Origin of the sequence: Mucilaginibacter terrenus, from assembly GCF_003432065.1 — a bacterium.
In the GTDB taxonomy this organism is placed as follows: Bacteria; Bacteroidota; Bacteroidia; order Sphingobacteriales; family Sphingobacteriaceae; genus Mucilaginibacter; species Mucilaginibacter terrenus.
In genome coordinates, this window is the sequence record NZ_QWDE01000004.1 from 261,016 (window position 1) to 282,468 (window position 21,453).

Genomic DNA, 21,453 nt, shown 5'->3' on the forward strand with positions numbered 1-21,453 from the left:
TCTTCAACAGATGCCAATTTATTAAATGAAAAATATTACGGTTCTTTTTGCGAGTAAGTCCATCATTAATTAAATATGCATTGCAATTTGTCACTGAACCATAAGCCATCATTTGCGAGACTATAAAGTACTTTTTTATCAAGCCCTAAGCTTAATAGCTGGATTGAATGAAATGGCTCTTAAAATTTGCAGGCAGACAGTAACAACTACTATCAATAACGATATGATTACGGCAAGCACAAACGGGACGAACGAAATATGTATACGGTACGCAAAGGTTTGTAACCAATTGTATGAGGTTATAAACGCCAGCGGCCAGGCTATAACATTTGCTGTTAAAACAATGTAGAAGAACGGCTTGCTTAACGTTGCTAATAACTGCCCACCGTTTGCACCTAATATTTTCCTGACGACTATCTCTTTCATGCGCAGGTTTATAGCCTGGGCAGCCGAGCCAAAGAAACCCAGCGAAGCAATACAAATTGACAATACTGAAAAAAAGGTAAGTACCGACTGTAGCTGTTCCTGCTTTACAAACTGGCGGCCGTACAGTTCATCAAGAAAGTGGTAATTAAAATTATCTCCGTCCATCTTGTTAATCGTGTTCCACTGCGCGCCAAGGGTATTCAGTATTCCATGCATAGCGTTGCCGTTGGCGCTTATCATGATCTGTGTTTTGGTCAGTCCGCAGCCGGCATTCATCAGGTAAATGGTAGGCTGTACATTTTGTTCAAACCCGTAAGCCTTTACGTCTTTAATTACCCCTATTACGCGGTAGTTCCCGCTGCAGCCCCTTACTGTGGCACCTATGGCGCTCTTTAAACCTAATGCTTTGGCGGCTGTCTCGTTGATTACTGCATTTGCAGAATCTACCATGAATGAAGAAGAGAAGACCTGTCCCTCCTTAATACCAATATTCAGGGTTTCGAAGTAGCCATACCCTACACCAATGGTGTGCATTACATAGGGCTTGTTCTGAACGGTGTACTCATTTGTTGCCGGAATTATACCACCAGGCACGTTAGTAGCAACAGTAACGTTTTTCACACCGGGTATGGCTTCTATCCGTGTTTTTACAGCGTCGAACTTGTCAGGAGTATTATAAATTCCCTGGTTATCTATATAAACAACCTGCTTGGCTTTAAAGCCCGGATCCGCAGACTTCATGAAAGTAACCTGCTGATTAATAACAACCAGGGTTATTAAAAACCCTATAGCGAATGTAAATTGCAATACAGTTATTGATCCGCGTATCCAGGAGAACGCCGGCCCGCTGTTAAACTGGGTGCCTCTTAATACCTCAATAGGCTTGAATCCGGCCATAATGAGTGACGGGTAAACACCGGCAAGCAACGTAAGTACCAACAGGGTAAATACCAGTTGTACTATTATGGTTAAGTTGATACCTGAAAGCAAAAGGTTAACCCCTAAGAGTTGATTGAAATAAGGTAGCCAAAGAATGACTATCCCAAACGCGATAAGCAACGCCAGCAGGCATTGCAGGAATATTTCAGTTAAGAATTGTAGTATGATCTGCCTTTTGATAATCCCGTTTACCTTTTTAATACCCACTTCTTTAGACCGCTTTTTAGCCTGTGATATGTACAGATTAGTAAAGTTTACACCAGTAACGATCAGGATAATGATTGCAAGTACTATCAGCGACTTAACGATCTGATTGTTCACTTGAGAACCGTAATGTGGTTTCAGATGCAGGTTTGATAAAGGATCGAGATAAATAGTTGAAGAAGTGGATAAACTAAGTGCCTCCTTTGCAGCCCGGCTGGTATCTGCCATAGCGGCGTCCCTGTAAATCTTATCAATTTTTTTTGAAAGCCTGTTTACGTTTGTATTTGGCTTTACAAGCAAATAGGTTTTATAAATTGGGTTAGCATAGCTTTGGTCTTTCCCCTGGGTAATATCGTCGCTAAAGCCAATGCAGTCAAAATTAAAATTGGTGTTTCCGGGCGCTTCTTCTGCCACGCCCGCAACGGTAAGAGGCATGCCCGATTTGGATAGCATGTTCACTGTTTTATTTTGCACCTCATTATCGTTAGGGAATAAAGCACTCGCCGTTTCCTTCGATAACAAAATAGTTGGCAACGCGCCTTTTGGCTCTAAATTGAAGCCCTTGCCTTTTACACCTAAAATCTTAGCAATTGAATAATCGGCCCCAACCCAATTCTTAATCAGGAATCTTCCGGATGGTGTAAAGAAAGGCAGCTGAAATAAGGCTGTATTTGTACGTCCCGCTTCTTCCACTTCGGGGCACTCGCTTTTTATAGCTGCCGCAAGTTTTGCAGGTGTATAAGGCGAGGATCCATTTGGCATTTCCCGCTCTACAAGAAAAATCCGGTCTACATTATTATTCCATTTGTCGTAGCTGATCTCATTATCAACATAAAGCATCACGAAAATAAATGCCGCCAAACCAACTGCTAAACCGGCAATATTCAAAAAGTTGTACCATTTGCCTTTGATAAAGGTTCGTAGTGCTATTTTAAGATCAAGATTATTCATAGGTGATAGATAGTTATCCCTAAAATACCAATTCCTGATTGTAAACTAAACTTTTAAGAGAATTAACAATAATGTTACAATTGCTTGTACTTATCAGCTATTTGCCTCGATAATTGACAGTTTCTTCTGATTCTTAACGTTAAGTACGCCCTGTGCACCTTTACATCAAGACTGTCATTAAACTTGCGGTAATTACTCCAACAACTCCCGCAACGCATTATACCAAGCTTTGTCATGCGTGTACAGGCCATTAAAATCTATAACCAGGTAAATACATTCGGTAGTTAGCGTGGAGGTATAATATTCTATCCGCAGGGGCTGCCAGAGTATTCCCCTGCTGCGTACCGAGTGGGCAGGGAAGATATCATCAAAGCCGAGGTACAGCTGCTTTATGGCGCTAAGTTTCAGAGTGAGGTCCTCGTCACCTTCCGCGCCTTCAATAATTAGTTCGGTAGTGGTTAGGGCAATATTCCCGCTATGCCTGTGCAACGGCGGACTAAACGACAACATAGCTGACATCCTTTTATACTCCCCGGTAAATTCGGCCAGTTCGTGGCTGTAGCTCCACTTTACGGTACCCTGCAGCAGTAGGTCTTCAGTCATATAGATAGGTGTTCAGTAGGAAATTTCGGGAGATAAGGTAGCTAAATTCATTTACAGAAACCGGCTCTACCTGCTTTAAAAACCTACAACGCCGAATACTTCTTCGGTTTGATGCCGTGGTGCTGTTCAGGAAACCCTGCAGCGCACGCGTACGGCGTGCGCTGCAAGGTTTTCAGCTTAAAAGCTTTATTGTAGTGTGGTAATTAACCTACTTAAACTTCATGTTCAGCGTAACAATGTTAGACGTGAGATTGGTTGAACGTACGTAATGCCCGTAACGCAGCTCCAGCATTTTTAAACGCTGCCAGCCAAAAACACCTTTAGGCGGACTGATGCGGAACCCGGCACCAAAGAAACTGCTGTGCAGGTCGGCCAGGTCATAATCGCTGGTGTAATAGGCAGCCCCAGGGTCGTGCTGGCCATACGGTGCAAAATACCGCGTGCCTTGCTGCGTGTTGTACCGGTAGTACGGGCTCACCGATACAAAAGGGGTAAGCTTTACCGGTACTTCCAGTTCGGCAGTGTGCGCCCTGATGCCCCAGTTGTCCATGTAGTAGCGGTAATAAGTACGAATGATAAAGCGGTCGTCCAGGAAGTAATTCAAGCGGGCCGATATAGGTAACTTGTACCTGTTGCCTGGCAGGTTTTCGGCACGCAGGCTGCCGTCGGTAAAGTAATCGCGTTGGTAACGGGTAGAGAGCAGGCCATGCTGATAGGCAGGTTCTACGGTAAATAACGCCTGCAGGCGCGGGTTGATCACCTGCGATACAGAAAACGCGGCGCTGAACGAGTTACGCGGCGCCGATCCGTCGGCAGAGTGGTCGCGGTCGTAACTTTGGCCCGGCGTGTACCCCGGGCGAAGCTCTACCGGTAAAATAACCTTCCAGGTATCTAAAAATGCCTGTAAGCGCATATCAAACTGCGTGTTCTTGTTTTTTGATAACAGGGTAAGGTTAAACGCACCCCCTACCGACTGGTAATCATACTCGTGAGAGTACGAGGCGGTAAAACCATAGGCATTGCCGGTAGTTTCGTTACTGCGGGTCCAGTTAAGTGACGGGTAAATGCGGTTATCTGATTTTGATGCTGACGACACACTGAAAGGATCGATCTTATCTGACGAGGCCGACGAGTAATGATCAATACCCAACTCAAAAAGAAAGGTGTTTTTGCGCCCGCGCTTGTTGTAGTTAGATAGTTGTATATCAAAAGTGTTGGCAAAATCGGTTAACCGTTCGGTGCCGATACCGCCCGTTACCGCCGAGTGATTGCCATCCTGATGATAATAGGCCGAAACAAAATTGACCTCGTCTATTGTAAGTTTTTGAGCGTGATAGCCGGTGCTATCGGCCTTGGCGGGTACTGCAGGCGTAACCTGCGCATGTGATGCTAAAATGCCCAGGTAAAAAAAGGCGACGTGTAAGTATAATTTTCTCATTTAGTCTCTTTTATTAATTACAGCCGCAACCGCCGCCACTTTTGCCCCCGTTAGCTCCTGATGCACCCTCGCGGTATAGCTGAAAGCTTTGTTCGAACTTTTGAGCCGTACGCGCGCGCAATTCCATTTCCGAATCGTTCAGCCTGTTTTTCTGGTAAGGTTTTACCGACACGCACGAGGCAAACGTGCTGCTGCACACAATGGCCAGAGCCAGCAATGCAAAGGTTTGATATTTCACTTTCATGTATTTACTGGTGCAGATTAATATTTTTTGATGTGTACAATCGGTCGTGATCATCTATAATAAGGCATGCTACCCCTTTAAGCTGGTTAATTAAGTTTAACCCCACCTTTACGCCCATTACGGTTACCGGGGTGGCCAGCGCATCGGCCAGTTCGGCGCTTGGGCATATAATGCTTACGCTTTTAATACCGGTTACCGGCAGGCCCGTTTTAGGGTTAATAGTGTGCGAATATCGTTTACCGTCAATAATAGCATATTTTTCATAATTACCAGATGTTGCAATGGCAGTGTTACTGATATTAAGCTTCGAAAAATAAGGAACCTCGCGGTTTGGGTCGGCAATGGCAACGGTCCATGGTTTACCGTTGGGCTGTGTGCCCCAAGTTACAAGGTCGCCGGAGGCATTCACTATGCCACTTTCCACACCGGCTTTTTGGAGCAGCATTTTAGCCTTATCAGCGGCATATCCCTTGCCAATCCCGCCGAAGCCAATTCGCATACCGGGCTCTTTTAAAAACACCGTGCTATTCGGCCTGTCTAAAACAATGTTTTGGTAATTTATCAGGCGTACCGATGCCATAGCGATATCAGCCCGAGGCAATTGCTTCATATTCACATCAAAGTTCCAAAGACTTTTATCTATAGAACCATAGGTAATATCAAACGCTCCCTGGGTAAGCTGCGAGATCTTCACCGACCGTTCTATCAGGTCGAACACTTCCTGGTCTACCTTTACCGGGGCAATACCTGCATTTTGATTAACCTGGTTGGTTTGGCTATCATCGCTAAAGGTAGTAAGCAAGGCCTCTATACGCTTTATTTCTGCAACCGCGTCGTTAATACGGCTTTGCGCCCACGTTTCATCATCGCTTACTACGCTTATCTCGAAGTGGTTGCCCATTAAGCGCATGCCCCGTTTAACAGCAACAGGTGCAGCTATGGCCTCCCGGTTATTTACCATGTTCAAACGCCTGAATTTGCGCTACAAACTGCGGGGTGGTAAGGTCCGGGTAGCCGTCCCAGGTTTTTAACACTTTTCCGTTTTCATCAAGCAGTAAAGTAAACGGAAACTTTCCTTCGGCATTATACTTTTCTGCCAGAGCCTCGTTTCGTTTCACCTGCTCTTTACTGAGCTGGTTTTTCTTCAACCGGGGGAAATCCGCGCGTACCAGCACCAAATGATCCTGGGCATAGTCATTAAAAGCCGAGGTTTCCAGTATTTCCTTACGCAAACGGATACACGGCCCGCACCAATCAGACCCCGAAAAGTTCACCATTATCATTTTATGGCTTTGATGGGCCTGCTGCTGTGCCTCATCAAAGTTGCCAGACCAGATGACCTGCGCAAAAAGAAAAAAGCTGATTAATAATAGTTTCATAATATCTGTTATATACCGTAGCGTCACTTACGTGGAGATTGCCTTTGTGTAAACGAAATATCTTGTTATAATATTTTATAGTATAAGAGTTTATGTATTTTCTTAGCAAACCGAATACTTCTTCGGTTTGATGCCGTGGTGCTGTTCAAACACCCGGGCAAAGTGGCTCAGGTTGGTAAAGCCCAGCTGATAGCCAACTTCCGACACGCTCAGGTGCTTTTCCCTCAACAGCTGCGCTGCTTTAAGCATCCGCACGGATTGATAGTACTCAAACACGCCCTTACCAAAGGTTTGTTTAAAAAGCTTCCGCAGCTTGGGCTCGCTCATGCCGGCTTCTTTCGCCAGCGCGGCAATGTTGGGCGGTTGGTCCAATTGCTGTTGTAGCTGCGCTTTTATAGCGTATATAGCCTTAATGTCGTTTATGTGCATGGCGCCGGTGGGCACGGCATCCCGCTGCATCAGTATGGCAAAAATAAAGCACAGCAGCTCTTCGCACTTTAGTTTGTAGTAATAGCTCTCCATGGTTTCCGGAACCGTGCGCAACAGCATTTCGCCGGCGGTATTTACAATTTCGGCAGAGATGCCGGTCTCAAATACCAGGTTGTTGCCGGCTTGCAGCACGCTGGCCACCACCGGGTGCTCTATATGCCCGAACATACTGTTAAGGCGCTGCCTGGATACCGCTATGGTTACGCTGCCAAAGGTGGTATCGCGCGGCATGGTCATCACGGACGACACCGCATGCCGGCAGATGAACAGGTTGGCCTGCTCGGGCAGCAGGGCCTGCGCAGGCTGGTGCTGTACCGGTAAAATTCCGCGCAGCATAAAAACAACATCTTCCTGTCCCTCGGCCAGTTCGTTGGTGCGCTCTATGTGAACGTCCTCCTTGAGGTAGTAGTTCCTGATCATCATGCGCAGGTCCTTTCCCCAGGCAAAGCCGGTAAGGTAACCGCCGCCCTTACCTTCGGGGATGTAGATGAAGCGGCCCTTAACGGTTGCGCCTATTGCCTGGGCAAACTTTTGCGCAATGCCGGAGCCTGTGTCGGTAAGGGATATTTTCATTCAGGACTATTTTATGAGCAAACCGGGCTATTTTAATCACGAATATAGGCAGAGCTTTGGACTATTAATTCACTTCAACAAAAAAGACATGTTATTAAAAGATAAACAAGTAGCCATAATAGGCGGCGGCCCCGGCGGATTAACCCTCGCCAGGCTCTTACAGCAAAAGGGTGTAAACGTAAAGGTATACGAGCGCGATGCCGACCAGTATTACCGCCAGCAGGGTGCCACGCTGGACCTGCATTACGATAGCGGGCTAAAAGCGCTGCGCGCGGCCGGGTTGATGGGGGAGTTCAAGAACGCCTATCGCCCGGGTGCCGAAAGGGTGACCATTACAGATAATAACGCCAAGGTGCGTTACACCGAGCGCGATGCTGAGCCGGTTTCCAACCTGGACGATGTATATGCCCGTCCCGAGATTGACCGTGGCCCCTTGCGTGACATGCTTATTGCATCGCTGCAGGCCGATACTGTAGTATGGAACTCGAAGTTTTTGGAGCTAAAGGAAAGCGGCATTGGCTGGACACTGGTTTTTGACAACGGCACCATCGCCTACGCTGACCTGGTGATTGCTGCCGACGGAGCAAATTCCCGCGTGAGAAAATACGTTACCGATATAGCGCGCGTTTACTCGGGTCTTACCATAGTTGAAGGTAATGTGTATAACGCTGCTACCAATGCGCCCCGCTTATGGGAGTTAACCAACGGTGGCAAAGTGTTTGCCCACTGGAACAGTAAAACCATTGTACTAAGTGCAAAGGGCGAGGGCTCACTGTCTTTTTATACTATTACCAAAGAACCTGAGAGCTGGATAAAGTCGCCGGGTATTAACTTTAACCAGAAAGACGAGGTATTTGGCTGGTTCAAGCAGCGCTTTAACAATTGGAGCAACGACTGGCATGAGATATTTGCTGGTGATGAATCGTACTTTGTTCATCGTCCGCAGTATTATTGCCCGGCAAACCAAAGCTGGCAGCCACTTGCTAACTTAACCCTACTGGGCGATGCAGCGCATCAAACGCCGCCGTCGGGAGATGGTGTGAACCAGGCCATGCTGGACGCGGTTGATCTGTATGAGTCGCTTTGTACGGAAGGTCATGCCACGGTACCTGAAGCTATTGCCTTCTACGAAAGCAAAATGCTCGCCAGGGCATCTGTAGTAACCAAAGAAGCCATGCAGCTTGTAAACGCAATGACCGCCGAAAACAACCTCCAATTCATGGTAGATTTCTTTCACACCAAAAACGAACTATAAGCAACAAATCTCAATATTTAGTAACGGCGATATACATTAATACAACACCTCCAACGTAAAAAAAGAAGTGTGCCATGGCTTTAATGTTCGAAGCATTGTCTACAAAGGATTTTACAAAGCCAACATTTGGCTGACCATAGTTTTGCTGAAACCTCACCTGTTTGTTTACTGTAAAATTAACAATCTCGTATCCGACATTGAACAAGCAAAGGCTGGCAAACATCATCAGGATTATCTTAAGCCAGGTGCCGGCAAAAGCGTCACCGTATCTTGGCCGTATGTAATCAAACCATATTTTAATGGGGTATATAGATGCGCAGAAGATAGCCGGGTATAAGATGAAGATCCACTTGTTTGCCAGCTTTCTATTAAGAACATAATAGCAATAGGTAAAAATGGTAAAGTAAATAAAGTAGGCTACTATCTTTAACATGCTATGTTCTTATAAATGTGCTCGGTGGATCAGTTTGTTTAGTTGACCGTTTACGATGACTTAAGACCCTTAACAACTTCTGCTGCTAAACAGTTTAACTATTTGTACAAAGTTGTGTTTCAGGGTCAACTCAAACTAATCTGTGGCTGCAGAGATGTCAGCTGTCATCACTCGGGATATATTTATATCTTTAAAGAAGATACAGCCACTACATTGCCCATGAAGAAGCTTTTATTTTTGATTGTTGCACTTTTGTATTTTGCCTGTGCAAACGCGCAAAATCCTGTGTCGCTTCCTAAGGATACTACCTTGTCGTCACCGGAAGAGAACTTCGAAGCATTGTGGTTGACCTTTGAAGACCATTACGCTTTTTTTAAGCTAAGGGGAATAGACTGGCATTCGGTTTATAAGCAGTATCGCCCTGCAATCAACTCCAGCACGTCTAACGACACGCTTTACAGCGTTTTTACTAAAATGCTGGCCCCATTTCATGATAATCACATCAACCTGATAGTTCCTTCTGTAAAGCAATTTAGATCTATAAAGCCGTCGCGGTTCCAGGCAGAGTTCGGCACCGATTCGTTGATAAGTATGTTCTGGAAAATGGTGGATCGGACCCTGTTGAGACAAGGTTTTGGGCCTGTCAGGTACGCCGGGCCATCGTTCAACGGAAGACCACTGTTCGCGTACACTACATCTGTAAAAACCGCCTACCTGCGTTTTAACCGCTGTTTTGTATCACAGGAAGCAGACAACATCCCGGATGCTAAACAATGCTCACACATACTAGATACCGTTTTTGCCGCATTTAAAAACAAAAACCACATTATTATAGATGTTAGGGACAACATTGGCGGGAATGATGAATTTGCTTTTGAAGTTGCGGGAAGGTTTGCAAGCAAAAAGATAATCGGGATGTACAAACGCACCCGGCAAGGCGGCTATGAAGATTTCGGCAATAAAGAAACTTGGTACATAGAGCCAAAAGGGACAAATAAAAGGGTAGCTGATGTATTTGTTCTTACAAATGATAAAACCGTAAGTGCCGGAGATGTTTTTGCCATGATCATGAAAGAGCTGCCGGGCGTAAAAATAGTAGGTGAAAATACCCGTGGTATTTACTCAGATATGTACGGCTTTACTTTACCCAACGGGTGGCTGGTATCACTTTCACATCAGCGTTACTACAACAACCAGATGGTTTGTTATGAAGGAGCTGGTACACCTGTAAATATCAATGTTAAAAACACTCGGAAAGATCTTGTAAAAAGTGAAGATCCTGTTTTGCAAACTGCGCTTAAAAAGCAGCGGTAAAGACCACGAAGCCCTTACCGCCGCCGTAAGCAGATAGTCGCAACCTGCTGCATCGCTAATATTATGCACCCGTGTTTGCAGTTTTAGAAAGCCGGAAGGCGGCAAGCAGGTAATAAAAAGCACCGAAAGCGGCGTACCCTCCCAAACTGGCAATCCCTTTTGTAGGGTCATGCGCCAGAATGATGAAAGACGCGCCTGCCAGTACAGATTGGGCTCCGCTGATGATCATCGGCCATTGTCCGCCTAATACTTTTCTTCGGTGTAAACCAAGAATAAATTGTATCAAACCGGTGGCGATTGCCCATACACCAAAAACTATCAACGCCTCAGGGACACCTTTTTGCAAAGCAATGCCTGCTGCTACGGCTGTAACGGTGCTGATTGCGGCGTTGATATACTGTGGTAATTTAGAAGAAGAATTGCCTTGGTTTGCGCGGATATCCAGGAAGGTGCCAACTATGTCCCACACAGGATAAATCACCAGTAAAACGCTGGCTGCTGTTGCTGACGTTTTTGCCAGGAGAGCTACCAGGATAACCCATGTTATAGAAAATGCAGCCCGAATGAAATAGAGCTTGCGTAATGATTTTGCAGTTATAACTGCCTGCCCGGCAGCTGCTGCATTGATTGAAGTACTTGATGTCATGATGTAAAAATTTAAGTGTCTTTGTTGCTGCAAATTTGCGGGAGATTGCCTGGCGTGATTTTAACTTAAGTTAAAAGGGAATGTAAATATTGCAGTTCTATTACCATTGAAAGTTCTTACTTAGCATTGAATAAGCACCTTGTCTTAGCTTTAAATTGAGGACGTTATGACCAACAGGAACGACGCTGTATACCAACATCTGAAAGATTTTGCTCAACTAAACGATAAAGACCTTACTGACAGTCAACCGTATTGGAAACCCCGGAAGATTAATAAAGGAGATTTCTTTAATATGCAGAGCATGGTTTGCAATGATTTGGGGCTGATCGTAAAGGGTATATTCCGGATCTATTACCGCAACCCGGACACGAAGGAGGACAAGAACCTCTTCTTTTTTTCGGAAAACCAGTTTGTTGTATCGTTCAGGAGTTTTGTTTCCCGCCACGCATGCTGGTACTTTATAGAGGCAATGGAAGACTCTGAGATTTTCTTTATCTCATATCATGACCTTAACAGTCTTTACGAGACACACCCTAATTGGGGGAAATTTGGACGGCTATTGGCCGAACACTTTTTTTCTGTTGCACAAACCCGTACCGAGGAGTTTATTTTCTTTTCGCATGAACAACGCTATTTAAGGCTGCTGGACGAACACCCTCAAATTATTGAGCGTATAGCGGCTTACCACATTTCGTCGTACCTGGGTATTACCAACCCTTCTTTAAGCAGGATCAGGAAACGTGTCGAGAGCAAAAAGGTAAATAAGGATACTTAATTGAAAGATCTCCTGAACGCTAAAGGAGAAAAGTTAGTTTTTGCCTTAAACAACTTATTGAACGATTGCGGGTGCTCAAACCCCAGCTCGTACGCCACCTCACTTACCGACAGTGTTGTGGCAGATAGCTTCTCTTTAGCCTTTTCAATAATCTTTGTATGAATAAGATGCTGGGTATTTTGCCCTGTAAGTGACCTCAGCATATCGCTCAGGTAACTTGGAGATACATTGAGCTTTTCTGACAGATACTGTACAGTGGGTATGCCATTACTTAACGATCTGCTGCTGGCAAAGTACTCGTCTAAAAGTTCTTCCAGCTTCTCCAGCAAGGTATTGTTGACCACTTTACGCGTGATAAACTGCCTTTTGTAAAAGCGATTGGCGTAATTTAGCAACAACTCAATTTGCGAGATTATAACATCCTGGCTAAAATCATCTATCCTGCTGTTTAATTCCTCTTCAATAATCCCGAAAATAGACATAATCGTCGCCTTCTCCTTGTCAGACAGGTGAAGAGCCTCATTAGCCGAATAGGAAAAGAAGCCGTACTGTTTTATCTTTTTTGCCAGCGGATAGTTCCACAAAAAATCAGGATGTATCAGCAGGGTGTATTGCGAACATATTTCACCTTCGTTGTTGCCATGGTTACCAATAACCTGACCGGGAGCGGCAAATAACAAGCCGCCTTCATCAAAGTCGTAGTAGTGCTGTCCATACTTTAGCTTGCCGCCAATACTTGGTTTGTAGGCTATCTTGTAAAAAGTAAGCACATGCGGTTGCGGCAATTTAGATGTGATGATACGGTTAGTGGCTCCGTCTACCAGGCTGATAAGCGGGTGTGCTGGTGCCGGTAATCCAAAGGCCCGGTGCATGTCCACCAGCGATTCTATTGGTTTAGCGGCTAACTCTTCCTTTTTCATTTAATAAAAATAAAGTAATTATAACCGGTAAGCAGCTACTTCGCCGGCTATAATTAAATTTTACAAGATAATTATTTTGTTGTGCCCTGGGCCAACGCAGCTACTTCATCCCACTCCTCCCAAACTGCTATTCTCTCGTTATACGCCGCTTTGGTCGAGGCTAAATTGTTGCTGCCTAAGTTAATTCGCAATGGTGGGTTCTCGGCATCCACTATTTTTAAAACAGCGTCGGGTGTTGCATTAGGGTCACCTCTTTCAGAATTGCGTAAACCGACAAAAAACTCATCCTTATAATCCTTGTAAACATCGAGGCCTTCTGCAAACTTTAACGACTCCGGGCTACCAAACTCGGTAGCATAAGCTCCCGGCTCTATAATGGTCACTTTAATCCCGAACTGTTTAACCTCCTGGGCCAGGCTCTCGTGAATAGCCTCGAATGCCCACTTGGAGGAGCAATAATAACCAATTACCGGAAGGGTAACATGGCCCAGGTTGCTGGATGTACCCAGGATGTGGCCGCTGCCTTGCTCACGCAGTAACGGCAAAGCCGCCTGTATCACAGAGATAGCACCAAATATGTTGGTATCGTACATTGCCTTTACATCGTCAATGCTGGCTTCTTCTACCGTACCTACTAAAGAATATCCGGCGTTGTTTAATACAACGTCCAGCCTGCCAAAACGAGCGTGGGCCTGCTCAACGGCTGCCTTCACCTGGTCGGGCCGGGTTACATCCAGCTCCAGCGTAAGCACGTTTTCACCATATTGTTCTTTAAGCCCGGCAATGCTGTCCAATTGTCTCGCCGTTGCAGCTACTTTATCGCCACGTTTCAACGCTGCTTCGGCCCAAACTCTTCCAAATCCCCTGGAGCTGCCGGTTATAAACCAAACTTTTTGTGTACCGGCGGTATTAACTTGTTGTGTCATGTTTTTTGCTTTTAATTATAGTAGCAAATATCGGCAGGCAACATTAGCCTAATGTAGCTCAAATGAGGACATTTGTAGCCAAAATGAGGTACCGTATTTAAGGACCTTACGACCCGTAAAAAAATTTCAATTTTCACGGGTGATATTTCGCGCCTACATTACACATAGTATAAAACAGCGATGGAAAACAACGATAACAACAGATTGCAAACGGCAGAACTGCGGGAGGCGTTCTTCCTAAATCTTTATAAAAAGGGTTTCCCCAACGTAGCGCGCCAGGTGGCGCGGATGGGCGGCAGCCTGGAAGAAGCGCAAGACATTTTCCAGGATGCTTTGGTGATCTATTATGAAAAGCTTACATCGGCAAAGCACGAGGTAATTGTTAATGAGAAAACTTACCTGGCTGGTATTGCTAAAAAGTTGTGGCTTCAGCACTATAAGGTCAGCAGTAAAAATGAGCCTTTGCACGACATCGACCAGAAAGATGTAACCGATGAACAAGCGGCGACCGGCAAATTACTGCACTACCTTGCAACTGCCGGTAAAAAATGCATGGACTTGCTTAAAGCTTATTACTACGATGGTTTGCAGGCCGGCGACGTAGCTGCGCTGTTTGGCTACTCGGGTACACATTCGGTAACGGTGGCAAAGTACAAATGCCTGGAGAAAGTAAGAGAAACGGTTAAACAAAAATCACTAAGCTATGCGGACTTCGTTGAATAACATCAAAGCAATTGACGATTATCTATTAAATCGTCTAGCTCCTGCAGACGCGCTCTTGTTTGAAGCAAACACCCTTTTGAACGTCGATCTGGCTGCAGATGTAAAGCATCAGCAAAATACACATTCAATGGTACGGGAATATGGCCGGCAAGCCATAAAGGCAGAAATTATAGCCGTACAAAAAACCTTGGCTGAAGCGCCGCAGCACCGAAACTTTATGCAGCGCATTGCTCACCTGTTTAAAAAATAACAGGCCATTATAACTTACCGCTACGTATAAAACAATGGACCAGAAAGACATAAATGAGAACCAGGAATTGATTAAACATGCTTACACCGCCTTTAACGCTAGGGATATTGACAGTATATTACAGGTGATGCATCCGGAAGTTAAATGGCTCAGGGCATGGGAAGGCGACTATGCACACGGGCACGCTGAGGTTAGAGCATATTGGCAACGGCAATGGACTGAGATTAACCCGAAGGTAACACCTGTGGGGTTTCGCGAAAGAGAGAACGGCACTTTAGAGGCTGATGTTGATCAGCTGGTGAAGGGCCTGGCCGGGAATACTCTGTTTGAGGGTAAAGTAAAGCACCTATACACAATAAGCAACGGACTGATACAGCAGATGAACATTGAAAAGTAAGCTTTAACAAAACTCAAAGAAACTTCTCCCGCTGCCGACGATAGCTGAGTTTAAACAAAGCTGATGGTTTTCTTAACAGATATATGCCACAACCGTAATGATGGGCAAAGCGGTTGTTTAACTTTCCTATCAGCGTAACTTCATTTGCCGGTAAGCTGACTTCGCTAATTGGCTTGTCTGTAACATAAATTATGTTTTCAGCATTCAAAGTTCCTGGCGACCATAACATAAAACTATTGTTTGGGGATATGACTGGTACTCCACTCCTGTTATAAAATGCAAGTGCACCCGTAAGGCCGTAATCTTCGGTGAGTATCACAGCGCCCCGCTGTTGCTGTGGGTTCAGCAACAAAGCAGCCTGCTTTACTTTTGCAGCTACATCTTCCCAGCCCAGCATATCGGCATAGGTCTGCGGTATATCATGAACCCTGCCGTCGTCCCATGTTAATGGTGCTGTCACGTCAGAATAGGTGCGCATCAACCTGAAATATCGCAGTGCAGTTTTAAAAGGTAAAACCGGGATAACGGCAGGCAAGGCAATCACAGCCGGTAAAATGAGCGATGCCGCTAAACCAACTCGCCAGGCAAAGTTCCTGCCTTTTAATATCTTTTCCCAGCAAATCCCACCCGCTGCAAATACGGCCGGAAATGCACCTAATACATAGTATATTTTGCCCTGCAAAACAATTAGCAAGACTGTGGTAATCACTAACGTCCAGGCGATAAAGCTGTAGCTTTTATGTGGTTTACTAAAAAGGAAAAAGCCGATGCCCGCTAGCCATACTGCCAGTCCCCCGCCATTGAAAAAGAGAAACGGAATTAAGGATATCTTTAACCCGTTGTTCATGACGCTCTCCTTTACAATACCTATATATTGAACTGCCGGGAAGTGATTCATGATCTGCCAGAGCAAATTTGGAGCTATTATCAGCAAGCAAAGCAATGCCGACAGAATGACTTCTTTATTCAATATACCTTTTAGGCGACCTGAAATGATGATGCCCAGTATTATTGCAAAAAAGTAGATCAGGATAGTGTACTTGTTTAATATGCCGAACGCAATTACCACCGCAAAAGCAAACAAGAACACGGGCCGTGATGTCTGCATATAGCGAATGATGAGGAAGGCACCTAAAGTCCAGAAAAAGTGCTCGAAAACAACAGGCTGAAGAAAGTAAGATGTAGCCAGCAGCGCTGGCGAACAAATAACTGCCATACAGGCTATAGTTATTGCCAGCCTTTTGCCCCCAAGATGGTAGGCTGTAAGGCCAGTCATGAACACGGTACATCCAGATACCAAGGTTGGGATAATCCTGAAAGCGAATGCAGAATCGCCGAAGCACACGCTGGAAAACCTCGCAACAAACGCTATTAACGGTGAAGTATCCAGATATCCCCATTGCAGGTGTTTGCTTAAAGCAATATAGTACAGCTCATCCGCGTGTAATCCGTAATTGCAATTAGCAACCAGGTGTATGCAAATCTTAGCTACGGAAAAAGTAACAACAAGCAGAATTAAATTTTTTGGCATGCTCTAAAGCGATTCTCATGCTATAGTTGTCGTTAGCATTCGTTCAATAAATGAACCCGCCAATTACAAAATGGTTGATGTATTAAAAACTTTTATACTGTTGATGATAGGCTGCGTACTATTGTTAATATCAACGCAGGATGTTATATTTACATCATACAACACAGGCGATGGTGCTCCGCCTAATTGAACCGCCCTAAAAAGCTGATGGCGCCTACTCAAATAAGTTTTCATTTATTTGCATGTAGGTTATGTTTAAAAACGCGCTTAGCAACACTCTTCTTCTTTCTAAATATTTACTCCGGTGGATTGTAATTGTATCTCCTGTAGCCGTTGCTATTGGCAGCATGGTAGCATTTTTCCTTTGGCTCCTCAACTGGGCTATTTTGTTCCGGTTCGCGCATAGTTGGCTACTATACTTACTTCCCGCTGCTGGTGTTCTTATTTATTTTTTATATAAACTTTATGGCACCTCTGCCGAGCGGGGTAACAACTTAATCATCGATGAAATACATGAGCCCGGTGCCGGCGTACCTAAAAGAATGGCACCACTCATACTCTTCACTACGGTTATCACGCATTTGTTTGGCGGCTCTGCCGGACGTGAGGGCACTGCTGTACAAATCGGCGGCAGCATAGCGCATCTTTTTGCAGCATGGTTTAAGCTGGATGAGGCTGACAAAAAAACCATGCTCACTGCCGGGGTTGCCGCAGGCTTTGGCGCAGTGTTTGGCACGCCGCTTACGGGTACTATTTTCGCGCTTGAAGTGCTTACCATTGGCCAACTCAAATACACCGCATTGTTTCCCTGCCTTATCGCGGGTCTAATAGGAGATATTACTGTATCTGTTTGGGGCGTTCATCATACACCCTATCACATTGATGTGGTGAACACCGGGCAAGATTTTTACAGTGTTCACTTACCTGTAAGTTTATTACTACTAGCTAAAGTACTTTTATCGTCAGCAATATTCGGGCTGGTGAGTATGCTATTTGCGCAAACTGTGCACATTGTTAAGGCTACAGCATTAAAGTGGGTTAAAAAGAGTTGGCTTATTCCCTTTATGGGGGGCATTGTTATTATAGGGCTAACATTTATGCTTGGCAAGCCCGATTACCTGAGCCTCGGCGTACAAGCGGAGCACCCTGGCGCTGTTACTATCGTATCAGCTTTTCAGCAAAGTGGCGCAGATCTTTTTAGCTGGGCGTGGAAGCTAATCTATACAGCTATAACGCTAGGGACCGGTTTTAAAGGCGGCGAGGTTACTCCGTTATTCTACATTGGCTCCACACTTGGTAATACCTTGGCCGGTTTACTGAATGCCCCTGTAAGTTTATTTGCAGCATTAGGTTTTATAGCGGTGTTTGCAGGTGCAACTAATACTCCCCTGGCTTGCACAATAATGGGGGTCGAACTTTTCGGCGGCGAGTACGCCATTTTCTTTGCTATTGCCTGCTTTACGGCATATTTTTTCAGCGGAGCAAGCGGCATTTATTCGGCACAACGAAACATAGAAGGTAAGCTTAGCCTGGGTAAGTACACAGGCAAACTCTTCAACAGGTACAAACCTTAAGTGTTATCTTTTAAAAACATATTGCACCGATATTGTTATAGTAATTGATCACCAACAACCCTCTACACATGAAGATCAGTAAAATACTCATTGCCATAGACGACAGTAAATACGCTGAGTACGCCGCTTCCTATGGTTTCGATTTAGCTAAATCTTTTAACGCCCATGTAGGGCTGGTACATATTGTGGAACCAACGGTTATGCCAGTCTCAACTGTTGACTCTATGACTGGCCTTCCCTTTGCAGGAACAGGGTTAGAAGAGATGGAAGTTATAAATATACAGAACGAACTTTCGGACAATATTGTGGACCGCACCATAAAGAAATATGCCGGTGAGCTGCAGGTGACCCACTTTAACGAGTTTGGCGCGACTGCCGATGGCATTATTAGCTGCAGTAAAGAGTTTGGTGCCGACCTGATTGTAATGGGCACGCATAGCCGTACAGGTATAGACCGTTTACTGATGGGCAACGTTGCCGAAACCGTGATACGTACATCGCATATACCGGTGCTGGTGGTACCATTGGCAGAGGAGAACAGGGATTGGCATCCAAATTTTGATTCCAGGGAACCAAAATAACGGTAAACTGATACCGGTGTGGCTAGTATAGCAGCCTGAACTTTATAGTTTGTTCTATAGCTTTCAACTCGTTTAATACCTGCGGATCGTAGCCGGCATCAACATCTGTTATTACATAACCTATTTGCGCGTTGGTTACCAAAAATTCGCCAACAATGTTGATGTTATGCCGCGCGAATACATCATTTATTTTAGCCAGTATCCCGGGCACGTTACGGTGAATGTGTATTAAACGATGCGCATGATTGTTCCTTGGGGGTTGCAGGTCGGGGAAATTGCAGCTGGTGTGCGTGCGCCCTTCATTCATAAAAGCCGTTACTCGGCGCGGTATAAAGTCCGAATTTCGGGGGTTATCCTTGGGGTCGTCGAATATAATAATACCATTCGCACAGGCAGCTTCCGCAAGTTTGCGGCTACCCACCCGGCCAAAACAGCCGATTACCTTTAGCTTACCCGCCTGCTGCACCTGTTCCGGCGTCGGTTGATTATCCTCGTCGCAGAACAAAACACCTGCTTCCTGCAAGTACTTATCTTCTATGCTATCTCGATGGCGGATATTATAGCCTTCCTTCTTTACCAATGCCAACGCTTCGTCGTCAATATCTCCAACTACCAGGCACTTAATCCTGTTTTTGGGGTATGAAATAGCCCGCGGCAGCTTGTTGATGTACAGGAATTCGTCGAAACTCGGAGTAATGTGGTCAGCTTTTTCAGCAACTGATTTACGTTCGATGTTTTCAGTGAAAGCAAAAAACTTCTTAATCAGACCGGATTCTTTCAACTGAAAGTCGGAATACCCATCGCCTATGCCGTAGATATCGCCTTGCAGGTTCATTTCGCGCAAAAGTTTTACTTTGCCGCCCTCCTGCGATAAAGGGTTGGTTTTGTCGTAGCCAACTATGTTACCTTCTTCGTCGAACTCAAACGTGTTGGCGTATATATTTTCTCTTTTGATGTGATACTCGGTAACCACTGGAATGATAAACTCCTTGAAACCGCCTGATACGATCAGCACCTCTTCCTGGTGATCTTTAAAAAACGCAGTATTACGGGAGAAAGAGACAGATACTTTTTTCTTGAGGTGTGTAATCAGCTGTTTAAGATGATCACGATTGGCACAAAGCAGTTTTACGCGTTGCTGCAGACTTTCGGTAAAAGAAAGGCGGCCTTCCATAGAAGCATTGGTGAGGTCCTCTATTTTCTTGTAGATAGCTTCTCTGTCTGGATGATTTTTTAAAGAAATGCGGGCAAGTTCATCCAGGGCTTCTACTTGTGTAAACGTGCTGTCGAAATCTATTATGAAGTACTGCTGCATAGTATGTGCGGAATGCTTATCCGCAAATGTGCAAATTTTGGCTGAAGTGTTCATGATAAAGGTTGCTTTATCATATATCAAACATTCCAAGTCCAAAAGGATGGATTGCGGCACTACCCCTTCGCGAAACATTCCCCTTTCACCATCTCATAATTTCTGATATTTTTATGGCGATGCACCAGCCTGCCGCTAACCGTAAAATAAAACCTTATCAGCTGGTTGCGCTTATCTTCTTTACGGTATCCGGCGGGCCGTACGGTCTGGAGCCGCTACTAGCCTACGCTGGTGAACACTCGGCAGTTTTACTGTTGTTAGTAGTGCCTTTGCTTTGGGATGTTCCTGCAATATTTACCGTGCTTGAACTTAACAGCATGATGCCCGTAAACGGCGGCTATTACCGTTGGGTAAAATATGCGCTTGGTAACCGCTGGGGCTTTTACGAAGGCTGGTGGACCTGGATATACACCTTTGTAGACCTTGCGATTTATCCGGTACTTTTTGTCGGCTATGCATCTTACTTTTTCCCGGGGATAGAAGAATACCGCATACTTGTATGCCTGGTTATTGTATGGTTATCTGCCGGGCTTAACATTTTGGGTATTGTGCCCGTAGGCAAGGTTGCACTTTTTTTAAGTGCTGCCGTACTGGCGCCATTGATAGTAATGTTTGTGATGGCTCTGGCTAAGTATAATGGTGGTATAAACGTACCGAATCAAACCATCCATGGCCTAACTCATTCTTCGTTTGGGATGGCCCTTTATACAATTATGTGGAACTGCCTCGGCTGGGACAACGTAACCACCTATGCAGACGAGGTAGAAAAACCTATACGCTCTTACCTTGTTTCGGTTTTCACGGCATTCGCGCTGGTAATGGTAATTTACTTTTTAGTGATTACGGTGGCAATAAACACTGGCATAAACCAGCAGCTATTTAGCGAAGGTGGCTTCCCGGCTCTGGGCGAATTAATTGCCGGGCGCTGGCTGGGAGCAGCGTTGGCTGCCGGCGGAATGGCTAGTTCGCTGGGCCTTTACGCGGCGATACTTCTATCCGTATCGCGGGTACCCAAAGCAATGGCCGATGATGAACTACTGCCACGCAGACTTAACATACTACATTCCAGGTTTCGAACACCTTATGTTTCTATATTGCTATGTTCGGTTGTAGTTAGTTTCATGATTCTTTGGCCTTTGGCCGAGCTATTAGTTATTGATGTAACCGTTTATGGCGCAGGTTTGTCGCTGGAGTATATTTCTCTTATCAAGCTCCGCATCAGCCATCCCAATACCGAGCGGCCATTTAAAATACGGCTTGGTACAACCGGGCTAATAATTGCCGCTATTATACCGTTTGGTATTTATTTCCTCGCGCTCTCCGGCGCCTTGGCTTCTGAGGGCGGAGGTATAATTGCCGCATTGTTTGCCATTATTGTTTTATCAACTGCCGAAGGTATGTGGCTGCTTGTCAGCTGGAGAAAACCACATCTTAGGCTAAAAGCAAATAGTTAAATACCTGTACTTTAAAACCGTTTGGCGTAGCCGGTGGTTATACTCATCCCTGCAATATT

General features: G+C 45.2%; 22 protein-coding genes and 1 riboswitch. Of the genes, 9 read left to right on the top strand and 13 right to left on the bottom strand.

Translation table 11 applies throughout. The features are described from left to right. Window positions 1–138 precede the first annotated feature (138 nt). The 7 genes from DYU05_RS18555 to DYU05_RS18585 form a co-directional block, all read right to left on the bottom strand. Window positions 139–2,520: an ABC transporter permease gene (locus tag DYU05_RS18555; RefSeq protein WP_117384645.1), complete on the bottom strand. Its 2,382-nt coding sequence runs from the start codon at window positions 2,518–2,520 to the stop codon at window positions 139–141. 192 nt (window positions 2,521–2,712) lie between these two features. Beyond that, complete coding sequence (locus DYU05_RS18560; protein ID WP_117384646.1) at window positions 2,713–3,123, bottom strand: hypothetical protein; 411 nt, start codon at window positions 3,121–3,123, stop codon at window positions 2,713–2,715. Between the two features lie 208 nt (window positions 3,124–3,331). Then, window positions 3,332–4,561, bottom strand: coding sequence for a DUF3570 domain-containing protein (locus DYU05_RS18565; protein WP_117384647.1), 1,230 nt, complete (start codon window positions 4,559–4,561; stop codon window positions 3,332–3,334). Between the two features lie 13 nt (window positions 4,562–4,574). Beyond that, entirely contained in the window at window positions 4,575–4,805 is a 231-nt protein-coding gene (locus tag DYU05_RS18570; RefSeq protein WP_117384648.1) for a DUF4266 domain-containing protein, read from the bottom strand. Between the two features lie 4 nt (window positions 4,806–4,809). Continuing rightward, window positions 4,810–5,766 (bottom strand): FAD:protein FMN transferase, encoded by a 957-nt coding sequence (locus tag DYU05_RS18575; protein WP_235854060.1) that lies wholly within the window; start codon window positions 5,764–5,766, stop codon window positions 4,810–4,812. Next, entirely contained in the window at window positions 5,756–6,184 is a 429-nt protein-coding gene (locus tag DYU05_RS18580; RefSeq protein WP_117384694.1) for a thioredoxin family protein, read from the bottom strand. The genes DYU05_RS18575 and DYU05_RS18580 overlap by 11 nt, the downstream gene beginning before the upstream one ends. Window positions 6,185–6,286: 102 nt before the next feature. Next, the gene (locus tag DYU05_RS18585; protein WP_117384649.1) at window positions 6,287–7,246 is read right to left on the bottom strand and encodes a helix-turn-helix transcriptional regulator; all 960 of its coding nucleotides are present in this window, start codon (window positions 7,244–7,246) and stop codon (window positions 6,287–6,289) included. Between the two features lie 88 nt (window positions 7,247–7,334). On the opposite strand from DYU05_RS18585, the gene DYU05_RS18590 reads away from it, so the two are divergent. After that, entirely contained in the window at window positions 7,335–8,501 is a 1,167-nt protein-coding gene (locus DYU05_RS18590; protein WP_117384695.1) for an FAD-dependent oxidoreductase, read from the top strand. 10 nt (window positions 8,502–8,511) lie between these two features. On the opposite strand, the gene DYU05_RS18595 is transcribed toward DYU05_RS18590, so the two are convergent. After that, the gene (locus DYU05_RS18595) at window positions 8,512–8,934 is read right to left on the bottom strand and encodes a hypothetical protein (RefSeq protein ID WP_117384650.1); all 423 of its coding nucleotides are present in this window, start codon (window positions 8,932–8,934) and stop codon (window positions 8,512–8,514) included. A 219-nt stretch (window positions 8,935–9,153) separates the two neighbouring features. Between DYU05_RS18595 and DYU05_RS18600 the strand changes: the two genes are divergently transcribed. Further along, complete coding sequence (locus tag DYU05_RS18600) at window positions 9,154–10,248, top strand: S41 family peptidase (protein ID WP_117384651.1); 1,095 nt, start codon at window positions 9,154–9,156, stop codon at window positions 10,246–10,248. A 61-nt stretch (window positions 10,249–10,309) separates the two neighbouring features. On the opposite strand, the gene DYU05_RS18605 is transcribed toward DYU05_RS18600, so the two are convergent. After that, window positions 10,310–10,894, bottom strand: a complete 585-nt coding sequence (locus tag DYU05_RS18605) for a hypothetical protein (RefSeq protein WP_117384652.1) — start codon at window positions 10,892–10,894, stop codon at window positions 10,310–10,312. A 166-nt stretch (window positions 10,895–11,060) separates the two neighbouring features. Between DYU05_RS18605 and DYU05_RS18610 the strand changes: the two genes are divergently transcribed. Beyond that, window positions 11,061–11,669: a Crp/Fnr family transcriptional regulator gene (locus DYU05_RS18610; RefSeq protein ID WP_117384653.1), complete on the top strand. Its 609-nt coding sequence runs from the start codon at window positions 11,061–11,063 to the stop codon at window positions 11,667–11,669. Here the strand turns inward: DYU05_RS18610 and DYU05_RS18615 are convergent. Both DYU05_RS18615 and DYU05_RS18620 read right to left on the bottom strand, forming a co-directional pair. Continuing rightward, window positions 11,666–12,589, bottom strand: a complete 924-nt coding sequence (locus DYU05_RS18615; RefSeq protein WP_117384654.1) for a helix-turn-helix domain-containing protein — start codon at window positions 12,587–12,589, stop codon at window positions 11,666–11,668. The genes DYU05_RS18610 and DYU05_RS18615 overlap by 4 nt on opposite strands. A gap of 71 nt (window positions 12,590–12,660) precedes the next feature. Further along, the gene (locus DYU05_RS18620) at window positions 12,661–13,515 is read right to left on the bottom strand and encodes an SDR family NAD(P)-dependent oxidoreductase (protein ID WP_117384655.1); all 855 of its coding nucleotides are present in this window, start codon (window positions 13,513–13,515) and stop codon (window positions 12,661–12,663) included. A 180-nt stretch (window positions 13,516–13,695) separates the two neighbouring features. Between DYU05_RS18620 and DYU05_RS18625 the strand changes: the two genes are divergently transcribed. Genes DYU05_RS18625 through DYU05_RS18635 form a run of 3 tightly spaced genes read left to right on the top strand, consistent with a single transcriptional unit; the run spans window position 13,696 to window position 14,885 of the window. Continuing rightward, window positions 13,696–14,238 carry an RNA polymerase sigma factor gene (locus DYU05_RS18625; protein WP_117384656.1) on the top strand — a complete coding sequence of 181 codons (543 nt, stop codon included), beginning with the start codon at window positions 13,696–13,698 and terminating at the stop codon, window positions 14,236–14,238. Then, window positions 14,219–14,488 carry a hypothetical protein gene (locus DYU05_RS18630; RefSeq protein WP_133300262.1) on the top strand — a complete coding sequence of 90 codons (270 nt, stop codon included), beginning with the start codon at window positions 14,219–14,221 and terminating at the stop codon, window positions 14,486–14,488. Before DYU05_RS18625 ends, DYU05_RS18630 begins: the two co-directional genes overlap by 20 nt. 34 nt (window positions 14,489–14,522) lie before the next feature. Continuing rightward, on the top strand, window positions 14,523–14,885 hold the full coding sequence (locus DYU05_RS18635; RefSeq protein WP_117384658.1) for a nuclear transport factor 2 family protein: 363 nt from the start codon (window positions 14,523–14,525) through the stop codon (window positions 14,883–14,885). A gap of 13 nt (window positions 14,886–14,898) precedes the next feature. Here the strand turns inward: DYU05_RS18635 and DYU05_RS18640 are convergent, their stop codons facing one another. Next, window positions 14,899–16,416, bottom strand: a complete 1,518-nt coding sequence (locus tag DYU05_RS18640; RefSeq protein ID WP_117384659.1) for an ArnT family glycosyltransferase — start codon at window positions 16,414–16,416, stop codon at window positions 14,899–14,901. A 157-nt stretch (window positions 16,417–16,573) separates the two neighbouring features. After that, window positions 16,574–16,640, top strand: a riboswitch (Fluoride riboswitch). 27 nt (window positions 16,641–16,667) lie between these two features. Here DYU05_RS18640 and DYU05_RS18645 point away from each other — a divergent pair. Both DYU05_RS18645 and DYU05_RS18650 read left to right on the top strand, forming a co-directional pair. Beyond that, entirely contained in the window at window positions 16,668–17,990 is a 1,323-nt protein-coding gene (locus DYU05_RS18645; protein WP_117384660.1) for a voltage-gated chloride channel family protein, read from the top strand. 68 nt (window positions 17,991–18,058) lie between these two features. After that, the gene (locus DYU05_RS18650) at window positions 18,059–18,571 is read left to right on the top strand and encodes a universal stress protein (protein WP_117384661.1); all 513 of its coding nucleotides are present in this window, start codon (window positions 18,059–18,061) and stop codon (window positions 18,569–18,571) included. Window positions 18,572–18,593: 22 nt separating this feature from the next. Here the strand turns inward: DYU05_RS18650 and DYU05_RS18655 are convergent, their stop codons facing one another. Then, entirely contained in the window at window positions 18,594–19,886 is a 1,293-nt protein-coding gene (locus DYU05_RS18655; protein ID WP_117384696.1) for an HAD-IB family phosphatase, read from the bottom strand. A gap of 167 nt (window positions 19,887–20,053) precedes the next feature. On the opposite strand from DYU05_RS18655, the gene DYU05_RS18660 reads away from it, so the two are divergent. Next, the gene (locus DYU05_RS18660; protein WP_117384662.1) at window positions 20,054–21,394 is read left to right on the top strand and encodes an APC family permease; all 1,341 of its coding nucleotides are present in this window, start codon (window positions 20,054–20,056) and stop codon (window positions 21,392–21,394) included. Window positions 21,395–21,453 lie beyond the last annotated feature (59 nt).

Coding starts and splice junctions, on each gene's coding strand:
- DYU05_RS18555 (WP_117384645.1), bottom strand. CDS start 2,520: ATGAATAATCTTGATCTTAAAATAGCACTACGAACCTTTATCAAAGGC.
- DYU05_RS18560 (WP_117384646.1), bottom strand. CDS start 3,123: ATGACTGAAGACCTACTGCTGCAGGGTACCGTAAAGTGGAGCTACAGC.
- DYU05_RS18565 (WP_117384647.1), bottom strand. CDS start 4,561: ATGAGAAAATTATACTTACACGTCGCCTTTTTTTACCTGGGCATTTTA.
- DYU05_RS18570 (WP_117384648.1), bottom strand. CDS start 4,805: ATGAAAGTGAAATATCAAACCTTTGCATTGCTGGCTCTGGCCATTGTG.
- DYU05_RS18575 (WP_235854060.1), bottom strand. CDS start 5,766: ATGGTAAATAACCGGGAGGCCATAGCTGCACCTGTTGCTGTTAAACGG.
- DYU05_RS18580 (WP_117384694.1), bottom strand. CDS start 6,184: ATGAAACTATTATTAATCAGCTTTTTTCTTTTTGCGCAGGTCATCTGG.
- DYU05_RS18585 (WP_117384649.1), bottom strand. CDS start 7,246: ATGAAAATATCCCTTACCGACACAGGCTCCGGCATTGCGCAAAAGTTT.
- DYU05_RS18590 (WP_117384695.1), top strand. CDS start 7,335: ATGTTATTAAAAGATAAACAAGTAGCCATAATAGGCGGCGGCCCCGGC.
- DYU05_RS18595 (WP_117384650.1), bottom strand. CDS start 8,934: ATGTTAAAGATAGTAGCCTACTTTATTTACTTTACCATTTTTACCTAT.
- DYU05_RS18600 (WP_117384651.1), top strand. CDS start 9,154: ATGAAGAAGCTTTTATTTTTGATTGTTGCACTTTTGTATTTTGCCTGT.
- DYU05_RS18605 (WP_117384652.1), bottom strand. CDS start 10,894: ATGACATCAAGTACTTCAATCAATGCAGCAGCTGCCGGGCAGGCAGTT.
- DYU05_RS18610 (WP_117384653.1), top strand. CDS start 11,061: ATGACCAACAGGAACGACGCTGTATACCAACATCTGAAAGATTTTGCT.
- DYU05_RS18615 (WP_117384654.1), bottom strand. CDS start 12,589: ATGAAAAAGGAAGAGTTAGCCGCTAAACCAATAGAATCGCTGGTGGAC.
- DYU05_RS18620 (WP_117384655.1), bottom strand. CDS start 13,515: ATGACACAACAAGTTAATACCGCCGGTACACAAAAAGTTTGGTTTATA.
- DYU05_RS18625 (WP_117384656.1), top strand. CDS start 13,696: ATGGAAAACAACGATAACAACAGATTGCAAACGGCAGAACTGCGGGAG.
- DYU05_RS18630 (WP_133300262.1), top strand. CDS start 14,219: ATGCGGACTTCGTTGAATAACATCAAAGCAATTGACGATTATCTATTA.
- DYU05_RS18635 (WP_117384658.1), top strand. CDS start 14,523: ATGGACCAGAAAGACATAAATGAGAACCAGGAATTGATTAAACATGCT.
- DYU05_RS18640 (WP_117384659.1), bottom strand. CDS start 16,416: ATGCCAAAAAATTTAATTCTGCTTGTTGTTACTTTTTCCGTAGCTAAG.
- DYU05_RS18645 (WP_117384660.1), top strand. CDS start 16,668: ATGTTTAAAAACGCGCTTAGCAACACTCTTCTTCTTTCTAAATATTTA.
- DYU05_RS18650 (WP_117384661.1), top strand. CDS start 18,059: ATGAAGATCAGTAAAATACTCATTGCCATAGACGACAGTAAATACGCT.
- DYU05_RS18655 (WP_117384696.1), bottom strand. CDS start 19,886: ATGCAGCAGTACTTCATAATAGATTTCGACAGCACGTTTACACAAGTA.
- DYU05_RS18660 (WP_117384662.1), top strand. CDS start 20,054: ATGGCGATGCACCAGCCTGCCGCTAACCGTAAAATAAAACCTTATCAG.